At 63.5% G+C, this 12,381-nt stretch carries 13 protein-coding genes and 1 pseudogene; 9 read left to right on the top strand and 5 right to left on the bottom strand.

Annotated features, from left to right (window positions below; genetic code table 11):
- A partial coding sequence (locus tag IVA82_RS43195; protein WP_276578017.1) for a group II intron maturase-specific domain-containing protein occupies window positions 1-330 on the top strand: 330 nt, incomplete at its 5' end.
- A 154-nt stretch (window positions 331-484) separates the two neighbouring features.
- Here IVA82_RS43195 and IVA82_RS43190 read toward each other — a convergent pair.
- Entirely contained in the window at window positions 485-862 is a 378-nt protein-coding gene (locus tag IVA82_RS43190) for a VOC family protein (RefSeq protein ID WP_247384523.1), read from the bottom strand.
- Window positions 863-998: 136 nt separating this feature from the next.
- Window positions 999-1,778, bottom strand: coding sequence for an SDR family oxidoreductase (locus tag IVA82_RS43185; RefSeq protein WP_247384522.1), 780 nt, complete (start codon window positions 1,776-1,778; stop codon window positions 999-1,001).
- On the opposite strand from IVA82_RS43185, the gene IVA82_RS43180 reads away from it, so the two are divergent.
- The 4 genes from IVA82_RS43180 to IVA82_RS43165 are packed head-to-tail and all read left to right on the top strand — an operon-like array spanning window position 1,777 to window position 4,095.
- Entirely contained in the window at window positions 1,777-1,932 is a 156-nt protein-coding gene (locus tag IVA82_RS43180) for a hypothetical protein (protein WP_247384520.1), read from the top strand. The two genes, IVA82_RS43185 and IVA82_RS43180, sit on opposite strands and share 2 nt — an antisense overlap.
- A gap of 10 nt (window positions 1,933-1,942) precedes the next feature.
- Window positions 1,943-2,731, top strand: coding sequence for an enoyl-CoA hydratase/isomerase (locus IVA82_RS43175; protein ID WP_247384519.1), 789 nt, complete (start codon window positions 1,943-1,945; stop codon window positions 2,729-2,731).
- Window positions 2,728-3,714, top strand: a complete 987-nt coding sequence (locus IVA82_RS43170) for a phosphotransferase family protein (protein ID WP_247384518.1) — start codon at window positions 2,728-2,730, stop codon at window positions 3,712-3,714. The genes IVA82_RS43175 and IVA82_RS43170 overlap by 4 nt, the downstream gene beginning before the upstream one ends.
- A gap of 3 nt (window positions 3,715-3,717) precedes the next feature.
- On the top strand, window positions 3,718-4,095 hold the full coding sequence (locus IVA82_RS43165) for a DUF6285 domain-containing protein (protein ID WP_247384516.1): 378 nt from the start codon (window positions 3,718-3,720) through the stop codon (window positions 4,093-4,095).
- A 269-nt stretch (window positions 4,096-4,364) separates the two neighbouring features.
- Here the strand turns inward: IVA82_RS43165 and IVA82_RS43160 are convergent, their stop codons facing one another.
- The gene (locus IVA82_RS43160) at window positions 4,365-5,144 is read right to left on the bottom strand and encodes an enoyl-CoA hydratase-related protein (protein WP_247384513.1); all 780 of its coding nucleotides are present in this window, start codon (window positions 5,142-5,144) and stop codon (window positions 4,365-4,367) included.
- Between the two features lie 208 nt (window positions 5,145-5,352).
- On the opposite strand from IVA82_RS43160, the gene IVA82_RS43155 reads away from it, so the two are divergent.
- Window positions 5,353-6,627: an acyl-CoA dehydrogenase family protein gene (locus tag IVA82_RS43155; protein ID WP_247384512.1), complete on the top strand. Its 1,275-nt coding sequence runs from the start codon at window positions 5,353-5,355 to the stop codon at window positions 6,625-6,627.
- 168 nt (window positions 6,628-6,795) lie between these two features.
- Here the strand turns inward: IVA82_RS43155 and IVA82_RS43150 are convergent, their stop codons facing one another.
- A complete protein-coding gene (locus IVA82_RS43150) occupies window positions 6,796-8,373 on the bottom strand; it encodes a fatty acid--CoA ligase (RefSeq protein ID WP_247384509.1) in 1,578 nt (525 codons plus the stop codon).
- Window positions 8,374-8,598: 225 nt separating this feature from the next.
- Window positions 8,599-9,471: an SDR family oxidoreductase gene (locus IVA82_RS43145; protein ID WP_247384508.1), complete on the bottom strand. Its 873-nt coding sequence runs from the start codon at window positions 9,469-9,471 to the stop codon at window positions 8,599-8,601.
- A 105-nt stretch (window positions 9,472-9,576) separates the two neighbouring features.
- Between IVA82_RS43145 and IVA82_RS43140 the strand changes: the two genes are divergently transcribed.
- The 3 genes and pseudogenes from IVA82_RS43140 to IVA82_RS43130 all read left to right on the top strand — a co-directional run.
- On the top strand, window positions 9,577-10,386 hold the full coding sequence (locus IVA82_RS43140) for a crotonase/enoyl-CoA hydratase family protein (protein WP_247384506.1): 810 nt from the start codon (window positions 9,577-9,579) through the stop codon (window positions 10,384-10,386).
- A 164-nt stretch (window positions 10,387-10,550) separates the two neighbouring features.
- Window positions 10,551-12,095 carry an acyl-CoA synthetase gene (locus tag IVA82_RS43135; protein WP_247384504.1) on the top strand — a complete coding sequence of 515 codons (1,545 nt, stop codon included), beginning with the start codon at window positions 10,551-10,553 and terminating at the stop codon, window positions 12,093-12,095.
- 82 nt (window positions 12,096-12,177) lie between these two features.
- Window positions 12,178-12,381: pseudogene (locus IVA82_RS43130) on the top strand (hypothetical protein); the annotation flags it as partial.

Genomic DNA, 12,381 nt, shown 5'->3' with positions numbered 1-12,381 from the left:
GCGAGCCCTTCCAGGAAGAGCGTCCAGAGGCTCAAAGGCAAAATCGATGGGCTTCTGGTCTCCGGCAACAAAGATCCGTGGCCTGAGGTACGCGACCAGTTGAACCGACTTCTGCGCGGCTGGTCGAGTTACTTCAGCTACGGCACCCGGCTGATGGCCTACCGGGCGGTCGACAATCACGTCTATGATCGCGTGCGACACTTCCTGCGAAGACGGTGCAAGGTGCAAGGACGCGGCACACGAAGGTTCCCCGCTGACCATGTCTTCGGGCCCGCCGGCGTGCTGCGGCTCCGCCGCGTGCATCTGGGGCCGCTGCCGCGTGCCATGTGATGAAACCAGTCGGAAAGCCGGATGCCGGAAATCGGCACGTCCGGTTTGATGAGCGGGGAGAGGAAACGGGACGTTGCCGCACGGCCCAAGTCACCGCGCCTCTCCTCGACTCTACTCGCTCCATCCGGGCTACGGCATTCGATGTATGGATGGCTCACGCCATCCGGTGCATCGCACAGATCTTGTTGCCGTCGAGGTCGCGCAAATACGCAAGATAGAGCTTGACCCCCGGACCCTGGCGAATACCCGGCGGATCCTCACAGGTCTTGCCGCCACTGGCGAGGCCGGCCGCATGCCAGGCGTCGACCTGCTCCGGCGAATTGCAGGCAAAGCCGATGGTGCCGCCGTTCGCCGCTGTCGCCGCCTCGCCGTTGATCGGCTTCGTCACCGAGAACACGCCGGTCTTGGTGATGTAGAAGATGCGGTGGCCGTCGACCCGGGCCGGCCGCACCTCGAGCGTGGCGAGCAGCTTGTCGTAGAAGGCCTTGGCCTTGTCGAGGTCGTTGCTGCCGATCATGACGTGTGAAAACATTTGCCCGTTCCCTTCTGCACTTATTAAATGCGAACTTGTAGCCCCGGATGGAGCGCAAGCGTAATCCGGGGGAGTTGCCCCAAGTTACACCGGTCCCGGATTGCGCTATGCTCCATCCGGGCTACGCGGCCGAACGTCAAAACGCGGTATAGCCGCCGTCGATCACGAACGTATCGGCGGTGTGATAGGACGAGGCCCTGCTCATCAGGTACACCGCGATGCCGCCGAAATCGCTGGCTTCGCCGAACCTGCGCACCGGAATCCGCGGCATCACGTTGGCGACGAATTTGTCGTTGGCCATGAGGCCCGCGGTCATATCGCTCTTGATCCAGCCGGGCAGGATGGCGTTGGCGGTGACGCCGTGGCGGGCAAGCTCAACGCCGAGTGCGCGCACCAGCGCGTTGATCGCGGCCTTGGTGGCAGCGTAGTGCTCGTTGCGCGCGGTGCCGAAGATCGAGGCGAGGCTCGAAGTCGCAACCAGACGGCCGAAGGGATCGCCGGCATTGGAACGCTCCGTCATGTGCTTCGCGGCCGCCTGGAACGCGTGGAAGACGCCGTCGAGATTGGTCGAGAACATCGTGCGCCACTCCTCCTCGGTGCGCTCGATGAAGGAGCGCCGGCCGCCGCCGCCGATGCCGGCATTGGCAAAGCAGCCGTCGACTCGACCGAAAGCGTCGAGCGTCGCCTTCATCGCCGCATCGACCGAGGCGGGATCGGTGACGTCGCAGACGCGGGTGTCGACCTTGCCGGATAGGCCGGACAGGCTCGCGGCAGCGGTTTTGTTCTTGTCAGGATTACGTCCCCAGATCGAGACGTTGCAGCCCTGGCCGGCGAGCGCCTGCGCGATGCCGAGCCCGATACCGCCATTGCCGCCGGTGATCACGGCCACGCGGCCGGTGAGGTCGAAGAGATTCATGGCGCGTTTCCTGTTTTTGCTTGAGGCGCATCAGCCGCTGCGCGCAAGATTGCTTGCTATGCTCTTATCACCATGGACAAGAGCGCGCCAAAAATCAAATATGCGTCCGGGCAAAAGTAATTCCGGTCTGCGAAACATCGCAGGCGACAACTGACGAGGAAACCATGCAGTTCAAACACGTCACGCTCGATTTCGATGGGGCGGTCGCGATCCTCAAGCTCGACCATCAGGAGGTGATGAACGCGGTCTCCGTGGACATGCTGGGCGGTCTTGCCGAAGCACTCGACGCCATCGAGGAGAAGAAGGTCGAGGTGCGCTGCGTCGTGCTGACCGGTGTGGGGCGGGCGTTCTGCACCGGCGCAAATCTCCAGGGCCGCAACAACCAGTCGAAGAAGACCAAGGCCGGCCTGACGCTCGAGACCGGTTTTCACCCGTTCCTGCGCCGCATCCGCAATCTGCACTGTCCGATCGTCACTGCGGTCAACGGGCCCGCCGCCGGCGCCGGCATGAGCTTCGCGCTGCTCGGCGACATGATCCTGTGCGCGCGCTCGTCCTATTTCCTGCAAGCCTTCCGCCGCATCGGCCTCGTGCCGGATTGCGGCTCGACCTGGCTCTTGCCGCGCCTCGTCGGTCGGGCGCGCTCGATCGAATTGTCGCTGATGGGCGAGCGGCTGCCGGCCGAGAAGGCGTTGGAATGGGGACTCGTCAACCGCGTCTACGACGACGGCGTGCTGATGGAGGAGGCGATGAAGCTCGCGCGCGATCTCGCCAGCGGTCCGACGGTCGCACTCGCGCTGATCCGCAAGCTCTACTGGGACAGCCCGGAAAATTCCTTCGAGGATCAGCTCAATCTCGAATTCCAGTGCCAGCTGCGCGCCGGCGATACCCAGGACTTTCGTGAAGGCGTCGGCGCGTTCCTGGAGAAGCGCCCGGCGCAGTTCAAAGGCAAATGATCGAGGCGCAGCTCTCCCGCAGCGTCGTGCGCTGGTGCAATGGGGCGACCGGCGCCACCGGGGCGGCAAAGCTGTCCGGCGGCGCCAGCCAGGAAACCTGGCGCTTCGACATCGTGCATCCCGATGGTCCGATCGGGGCGATCCTGCGTCGTGCACCGAAAGGCTATGGCGCGGCGCCGATGCGTGCGGCGGGCCTTGCGGCTGAGGCGCAGCTGATGCAGCTCGCCTATGAGGCCGGCGTACCGTCGCCGCGTGTGATGCATGTGCTGGTGCCGGAAGATGATCTCGGCACCGGCTTCATCATGCAGCGGGTCGAGGGCGAGACCATTGCGCGCAAGATCCTGCGCGACGACGTGTTCGCGGCGGCGCGGCCGCTTCTCGCGCGCCAGATCGGCGGTGTACTGGCCGGTCTGCACCGGCTGCCGCTGTCAAAGCTGCCCGAGCTACGCCACATGACCGCAACGAAGGAGATCTCTGAGTTCGAGCGGGACTATCGCAGCCTGAACTGGCCCAAGCCCGTGTTCGAGCTGGCGCTGCGGTGGCTGCGCGACAATGATCCTGGTCCTTCGGCCGAGGAGACGCTGGTGCACGGCGATTTCCGCAACGGAAATCTCATCATTGGTTCCGATGGCATCCGCGCCGTGCTGGACTGGGAACTCGCCCATCTCGGCGACCCCATGGAGGATCTCGGCTGGGTCTGTGTCAACTCGTGGCGCTTCGGCGAGATCGACAAGCCCGTCGGCGGCTTTGGCTCGCGCGAGGAGATGTTCGCCGGCTACGAAGCCGCCGGCCGCAAAGTCGATCCGTCGCGCGTAAAATTCTGGGAAGTGATGGGGACGCTGCGCTGGGGCATCATGTGCGGCGGCATGATGCAGCGTTTTCGTGAAGGGCCTGACCATTCCATGGAGCGTGCCATGATCGGCCGCCGCGCCTCCGAGACCGAGATCGATCTGATGCGGCTACTTGTGCCGCGCGGGAGCTGAAGCATGCAGGACCAACCGAAACCGCCCGAGCTGACCAAAGCGGTCGCCGACTTCCTCCGCAATGACATCGCACCGTTGATCTCCGGCCATCAGGCCTTCAAGCTCCGCGTCGCCATCAATATGCTCGACCTGGTGACGCGGCAATTGACGCTGGAGGAGGGGAGTGACGCTGCGGAAGTGACGCGGCTGCGCGCACTGCTCGGAACGGACGGCTCGGTGACGGAGCTCAACCGCGTCCTCTCCGAACGCATCGCCAAGGGCGAGATCGACCTTGCAACGCCGGGTCTCGCCGAGCACCTCTGGCAAACCACGATGGACAAACTTGCGATCGATCAGCCGAACTACGCCTCCTACAAGCGCGAGCTGTCGAGAGACGGCTAAGCGCAGCCCCATCTTCCGTCATTGCGAGCGTAGCGAAGCAATCCAGAGCCTTTCCGCGGAGGCAGTCTGGATTGCTTCGCCACGCTCGCAATGACGACGTTGAGGCAGAGGCGCGCACTCTCTAGCCGTCATTCCGGGGCGTCGCGTAGCGACGAGCCCGGAATCCATCCATCCTCGGTCTCTGCGGCCTGATGGATTCTCAGATGCGCAACTGCGCATCATAGCTCGCGCCTGTTGGCGCGCCCCGGAATGACGAGGGAAGGAGAGCGCTACTTCCCCACCCATTTCGGCGGACGCTTCTCCGAAAATGCCTTCGGACCCTCGATATAGTCCTGCGACGCCACCATCGCCTTCACCGCCGGATAGTTCCGCTGCTCCTCGATCGCCTGCTCCAGCGAGACGCCAAGCCCCTTCTGGATGGTCTGCTTCGACGCGCGGACCGACATCGGCGAATTCTTGGTGATCATCTCCGCCCAGCGCAGCGCGCCTGACAGCGCCTCGCCCTGCGGCACCACCTCGTTGACGAAGCCGAGCTCATGGCCCTCCTTGGCGCTGACATGGCGGGCGGTCAGGATCATGCCCATGGCGCGCTTGAGCCCAATCTGCCGCGGCAGCCGGTGCAGGCCGCCGGCGAGCGCGGCGAGACCGACGCGCGGCTCGGGCAACGCAAAGGTCGCATTCTCCGAGGCGATGATCAGGTCGCAGGCGAGCGCGATCTCGAAACCGCCGCCCATCGCGACGCCGTTCACCGCCGCGATGATCGGCTTGTCGCAGTCAAAGCGCGAGGTGAGGCCCGCAAAGCCGCCCTTGTCCCAGCCACGCTTTCCGCCCGCCGCCTGCCACTTCAGATCGTTGCCGGCGCAGAAGGCTTTATCGCCGGCGCCGGTAACGATCGCGACCCACTGCTCGGGATCGGCGGAGAAATCGTCGAAGACCCGTTGAAGCTCGAAATGCGCATCCGTGTGCAGCGCATTGTAGACCTCGGGCCGCGACAGTGTGACGATCGTGATCGGCCCCTTGCATTCTACTTTGGAAAATTTCAGCTCCATGGTCGCTCCCCGCATTTTCTCCTGAAGGAATATTGGTGCCATACTAGCGCGGCGGCACGGTCCAACACCATCGATTTGCGCAATGCGGTTTGCGGCCTCACACGCCTCGGCTTGCTTGACTTGCGCACACGCTTCTCACCTTAATCGCTGCGAAGCAGAAGCGCGCATAGCGCCTTGACGCAAACCAAAAATTATCCGGGAGAGAACCGTGGATTTCTCATTGCCTGCCGATCTCGTCGCCTATCTCGGAGAGCTCGACCGTTTTATCGAACGAGAGATCAAGCCGCTGGAGGCGGCCGACGACAACATCCGCTTCTTCGACCACCGCCGCGAATGGGCCCGCACCGATTTCGAGAACGGCGGCCTGCCGCGGCATGAATGGGAGGCGCTGCTGCGCAAGGCAAAGGATCTCGCGGATGCCGCCGGCCATCTGCGCTTTCCTGTCCCAAGGCAATACGGCGGCAAGGACGGTTCCAACCTCTGGATGGCGGTGATCCGCGAGCATTTTGCCGCAAAGGGACTCGGCCTGCACAACGACCTCCAGAACGAGCACTCGATCGTCGGCAACTTCCCGGTCGTCACCATGCTCGACCACTATGGCCGCGTCGACCAGAAGGCGATGATCGACGGTTCCATCAAGGGCAAGTACCGCATCACCTTCGGTCTGACCGAGCCGCATCACGGCTCGGACGCGACCCACATGGAGACGCGCGCGGTGCCGGCGACCCGCGATAACGTCAAGGGCTGGATCATCAACGGCGAGAAGATGTGGACCACCGGCATGCACGTCGCCACCCATTGCGCGCTGTTCGCGCGCACCAGCGGCAATGACGGCGATGCCCGCGGCATCACCTGTTTCCTGGTGCCGGCCAAGAGCCATGGCGTGAAGATCGAAGAGTACATGTGGACCTTCAACATGCCGACCGACCATCCCCGCGTTAGTTTTACGGATGTGTTCGTGCCGGAGGATGCGCTGTTCGGCGAGGTCGGTCGCGGCCTATCTCTGGCGCAATGCTTCGTGCACCAGAATCGCATCCGCCAGGCGGCGAGCTCGCTGGGAGCGGCCGTCTACTGCATCAACGAAAGCGTCAAATATGCGCGCGAGCGAAAGCCGTTCGGCAAGTCGCTTGCCGAGAACCAGGCGATTCAGTTCCCGCTGGTCGAGCTCGCGACGCAAGCCGAAATGCTGCGTCTGTTGATCCGCAAGACCGCCTGGGAGATGGACCAGCTCAACGAAGAGCAGATCGAGCGCACGCTCTCTGACCGCGTCTCGATGTGCAACTACTGGGCAAATCGCCTCTGCTGCGAATCCGCCGACCGCGCCATGCAGGTCCACGGCGGCATGGGCTATTCACGCCACAAGCCGTTCGAGCACATCTACCGCCATCACCGCCGCTATCGCATCACGGAGGGGAGCGAGGAAATCCAGATGCGCAAGGTGGCGGGGTTCCTGTTCGGATATATGGGGCCGGGGAAGCATTGAGGAGTCGCTGTGCGCTATCTTTTCCCGAGTCGTCCCGGCGGAGGCCGGGACCCATACCCGCAGGGAGGAGTCGTAGCGCCGAGATGCAAACCGCGAGTCTTCGCCAAACCACGCCCTGTGGCTATGGGTCCCGGCCTTCGCCGGGACGACGAGTTGATAGAGCGTGCCCTAATTCACCCGCCGGTCCTTCCCCGCCCAATACGGCTCGCGCAATTGCCGCCGCAAAATCTTGCCTGACGGATTGCGCGGCAGCGCCGGCAGAAACTCGACGCTCTTCGGCGTCTTGAAGCCGGCGATGCGTTCGCGGGTGAAGTTGATGATGTCGGTGGCGCTCGCCTGCTTGCCCGGCTTCATCACCACGACGGCTTTGACCGCCTCGCCCCATTTGTCGTCGGGCACTCCGATCACGGCGGCTTCGGCCACATCAGGATGATCGCACAGTGCGCTCTCGACTTCGGCGGGATAGATGTTCTCGCCGCCGGATATGATCATATCCTTGATGCGGTCGTGGATGTAGAGATAGCCATCCTCGTCGATGTAGCCGGCATCGCCGGTGCGCAGCCAGCCGTCGGCGCGCAGCGTCGCGGCGGTTGCGTCCGGCAGGTTCCAGTATCCCGCCATGTTCGAGCCCGAGCGCGTCGCGATCTCGCCGACCTGGCGCGGCGGCAGCGGCTTGCCGTCCGCATCGAGGATCGCGATTTCGACGCCCGGCAGCGCCTTGCCGGCCGAGCGCATCCGCTCCAGCCCTTCGACGTGGTCTTCCGGCGGCAGCGCGACGATCGTGCCCGTCGTCTCCGTCATGCCATACATCTGCACGAAGCCGCATTTGAAGACTTCGATGCATTCCTTCAGCAGCGCGGCGGGAATGGGGGAGGCGCCGTACAGCATGTACTTCAGCCGCGAGAAGTCCACCGTCTTAGCGCGCGGCTGCCGCACCACGAACTGCATCGCCGCCGGCACCATGAACAGTTTTGTGATGCCTGATAGCTCGAAGAAGTCGAGCACCTTGGTCGGATCGAACTCGCGCGCGATCACGCCGCGGGCGCCGTGATAGAGCCCCATCACGCCCCAGCCCGAACCGCCGATGTGGAAGATCGGCATGGCCACCAGCGATACGTCGTAGCTCGACCACCGGTTCCACTCCGGCTTGTCCTCGGCATTGCCGGTCTGCACCAGATTGAGGAAGTTCGCGTGGGACAGCATCGCGCCCTTCGGCTTGCCCGTGGTGCCGGAGGTGTAGAGTTGGATCGCGATGTCCTTGGTGTCGATTGGCACGCTCGGATCATCGCCGTTCCGCACATCTCGCCAGGCTGTATAATCCTGCCATTCCGGCGTGCCGCCCTCGGTGGTGATGACGGTGCGCACGTCCGGCAGCTTATCCATGATCTGATCAACGAGTGCGATGAACTCCGGTCCTACGAACAGCAACGGCGCCTTGCAGTCGCTGACGATGAAGGCGACCTCCGCTCCTGCGAGGCGCCAGTTCACTGGCGCCATCACCGCGCCGGCCTTCATCGCGCCCATCAGCAGCTCGAAATAGATGTCGCTGTTCTTGCCGAGATAGGCGATGCGCTGGCCCTTTTTTACGCCCATCGCAATCAGCGCGTTGGCGACGCGGTTGGTCTTGACATCGAATTCGGCAAAGCTGGTGACGCGCCCCTCGAACTCAAAGGCAATGGCGTTGCTGCGACTCGTCGCGCGCTCGCGCACCATGTCGGCGAGATTCGCCAATGCCTGTGTGGTCATGTTTCTCCCGCGGCGTCTTGTTCTTATGCCGCGGAGTGTGGCGTCATCCGCGGGCAAAGACAATACGGGATGGGGCGACGCGCCATCAACATGTCGTCCCGGCGAAGGCCGGGACCCATAACCACAAGACGCAATTTTGCGAAGACCGGTCATGACTAGTCTTCGTCAAACTACGTTCGGTGTTTATGGGTCCCGGCCTTCGCCGGGACGACTACGGAGAGAGCTCTACCCCCGCGCAGCCCGATCCTTCTCGTTTTGCGCCTTGATGCTGTCGCGCGCCGTGGCCCAATCCTGGTCGCTCCAGTCGCGGAGCTGGTAGAAATTGCCGCCCATGGCGAGCGCCTGCGCGCCGTCCATGGCGATGGTCTCGCCGCTGATCCAGTCGCAGCCGCCGGAGATCAGGAACACTGCGAGGTTCTGTAATTCCTCCATGGTGCCGACGCGGCCCATTGGGTTCATCGCCTTGGTGTGTGCGCCGGCTTCGTCGCCGGGTTTGATGCGCTTGCTCATGCCCTCGGTCGGGATCTCGCCCGGTGCGATGGTGTTGAGGCGGATGCCGTATCTGCCCCATTCGGCGGCGAGCGACATGGTCATCGCATGGATCGCCGACTTGCTCATCGCCGACGGCACGACGTAAGGCGAGCCGTTGCGCACCCATGTCGTGGTGATCGAGACGACGTTGCCGGGCTGCTTGGCCGCGATCCAGCGCTTGCCCACCGCATGCGTGACGTAGAACGTGCCGTGCATGACGATGTTGGCGACCGCATCGAAGCCGCGCGGCGACAGCTCTTCGCTGCGCGAGATAAAATTGCCGGCAGCGTTGTTGATGAGATCGGTTAGGGGGCCCTCGCGAAAGATGTTTTCGACCATCTCGTCGACGGCGAGCGCGTTGCGGATGTCGACGCCGTGGCTGGTGACGCGGCCACCGTACTGATCCATCAGCTCGGTCGCGGTCTCGTCGCAGACGATCTTACGCCGGCCGCAGATGTGCACTTCGGCGCCGAGCTGAAGAAAGCGGGCCGCCATCGACTTGCCGAGGCCCGTGCCGCCGCCGGTCACGAGAATGCGTCGTCCGGTCAGAAGATTTTCCTTGAACATGGATGTTTCCCCCGTAGGGATTGTCAGTTAATTGGTCGACTGACTAAATCCGGCCGCCGTCTTCCTGTAAAGCGGCACCGAACAAGAACAGGGGAGAATTCATCCATGGAAGAGCGCGTCTCGATCTCGATCTCGGAAGGCGTCGCCGATGTTCGCCTGGTGCGGGCGGACAAGATGAATGCGCTCGATCAGGCCATGTTCGAGGCCCTTGTCGCCGCAACCGACCGGCTTTCGAAGGAAAAAGGCGTGCGCGCCGTCGTGCTGTCCGGCGAGGGCCGTGCCTTCTGCGCCGGTCTCGACATGGGGCGTTTTGCCGCCATGAAGGAAAAGGGCGGCAACGGAATTCCGGGTGGCGAAAATCGCGACCTCACCAAGCGCACCCACGGCCAGGCGAACTTTGCGCAGCAGGCGGTGTGGGGTTGGCGTCAGCTTCCCGTGCCTGTCATCGCCGCGATCCAGGGCGTCGCCTTCGGCGGCGGCTTCCAGCTCGCGCTCGGCGCCGACATGCGCTTTCTCACACCCGATGCGCGGATGTCGGTGATGGAGATCAAGTGGGGCCTCGTCCCCGACATGGCGGGCACGCCGATCCTGGCGAGCCTCGTGCGCGATGACGTCCTGCGCGAACTCACCTACACCGGCCGCATCTTCTCCGCACAGGAGGCGATGGCTTACGGCCTCGCTACCCGCATCTGCGATGATCCGCGCGCAGCGGCGCTCGGAGTCGCGCGCGAGATTGCCGGCAAGAGTCCCGATGCGATCCGCGCCGCAAAACGTTTGCTCAACAACCTCTCTGTCGATCCGGGCCCAGCGCTGCTCGCCGAATCCGTCGAGCAGCAGAAGCTGATCGGGAGCGCAAACCAGACCGAGGCCGTGCGTGCCAATCTAGAGAAGCGCGCGCCGAGGTTTGCGGATTAATCTTCGGTCATTCCGGGATGCGCCACAGGCGCAGGCCCGGAATCCATCGAGCGGCATCGTCCGCTGTGAAATGGATTCCGGGCTCGATGCGTCGCATCGCCCCGGAATGACGGCCTGAGTGTCATCCAAGTTTCTCAACCCGACGAAAGATCGGAAAACAACAAATGAGCGAAACGTCCCAATTCCACGGCATCGTTTCCGGCGAACGTCGCCGCGCCCATGCCGAGGTCGCCAATCGCGCCGACCGCATCGCAAGCGGTCTTGCCAGGATCGGCGTCCGCCAAGGCGATTGCGTCTGCATGCTCATGCGCAACGACATCGCCTTCCTGGAGGCTGCCTACGCCGCGATGCGGCTTGGTGCCTATGGCGTGCCGATCAACTGGCACTTCAAGCCGGAGGAGATCAACTACATCCTGAAGGATACCGGCACCTCAGTGCTGATCGGGCACGCTGACATGCTGCACGGCCTGCGCGACGCGATCCCGTCGGGCGTCACCGTGCTCGGCGTGCCGCCGCCGCCGGAGATCCTTTCCAACTACAAGATCGATCCGGATCATCTGGCGCCGCCGGATTTTGCGAGCGATTTCGAGTCCTGGCTTGCGCAGTACCAGCCCTATAACGGCCCGGTCGTGCCTCAGCCCATGAACATGATCTACACCTCCGGCACGACCGGCCACCCCAAGGGCGTGCGCCGCAATGCGCCGACGCCGGAACAGGCGGCCGCCGGCGAGCGCATGCGTGCGATGATCTACGGGCTCAAGCCCGGCGCCCGGGCGATCCTGCCCGGACCGCTCTATCATTCCGCACCGAACTCGTTCGGCATCCGGGCCGGCAAGCTCGGTGGTGCGCTGGTGCTGATGCCGCGCTTTGAGGCCGAGGCGTTCTTGGGGCTGATCGAGCGCTTTGAGATCGACACCATCTTCATGGTGCCGACCATGTTCATCCGCCTGATGAAGCTGCCGGAGCAGGTACGCAAGAAATACGACGTCTCCTCGCTGCGCCACATCATCCATGCCGCGGCGCCCTGTCCGGCCGACGTCAAGCGCGCCATGATCGAATGGTGGGGACCGGTGATCTACGAATTCTACGGCTCGACCGAATCCAGCGCCGTCACCTTCGCGACCTCGGAGGATGCGCTGAAGAAGCCAGGCACAGTGGGCAAGATATCGCCTGGCGCCGAGTTGCGCTTCCTTGGCGAGGACGGTCGCGTGCTGCCGGTGGGCGAGATCGGCGAGATCTATTCGCGCGTGCCCGGGATGGCCGATTTCACCTACCACAACAAGCCGGAGAAGCGCGCCGAGATCGACCGCGATGGCTTCATCACCTCGGGCGACGTCGGCTATATCGACGAAGACGGCTACGTCTTCATCTGCGACCGCAAGCGCGACATGGTGATTTCGGGCGGCGTCAACATCTATCCGGCCGAGATCGAATCCGTTTTGCATGCCGTTCCCGGTGTGCATGATTGCGCGGTGTTCGGCATCCCTGACGCGGAATTCGGCGAGGCGTTGATGGCGGTGGTGGAGCCGCAAGAGGGCTTCGCGCTTGATGCTGGCGACATCCGTGCCCGGCTGAAAACCTCGCTCGCCGACTACAAGGTGCCAAAACACATCGAGATCCGTACAGGGCTGCCGCGCGAAGACTCCGGCAAGATATTCAAGCGCCGCCTGCGCGATCCCTTTTGGGAACAGGCTGGACGTAAGATCTGACGATGCCGTAGATCCTATGGGGTGGCAGGTGGTCAGGGGTAAATTGAGTTTGTGACCACCAACTCACCCTGAAGGATCAACGATGCGTACTGATCACACTGACGCACCCGCCGGAAGCGAGTATGCCACGATTTACTTGGCTTTCGAACTGAGCAAAGCGAAGTGGCAGCTGGGGATAATGATGCCCGGCGCCGAGAAGATGCGTCGTTACCGGATCGATGGCGGGGACATGGCGGCGCTATCTGGCGTGCTTTTGCGGGCTCGAGGGAAGGCCGCGCAGGAGGGC

Origin of the sequence: Bradyrhizobium sp. 142, assembly GCF_023074015.1 — a bacterium.
GTDB lineage: Bacteria > Pseudomonadota > Alphaproteobacteria > Rhizobiales > Xanthobacteraceae > Bradyrhizobium.
The sequence above is the reverse complement of the archived record's forward strand: the minus strand, read 5'-3'. Positions and strand labels throughout refer to the sequence as shown.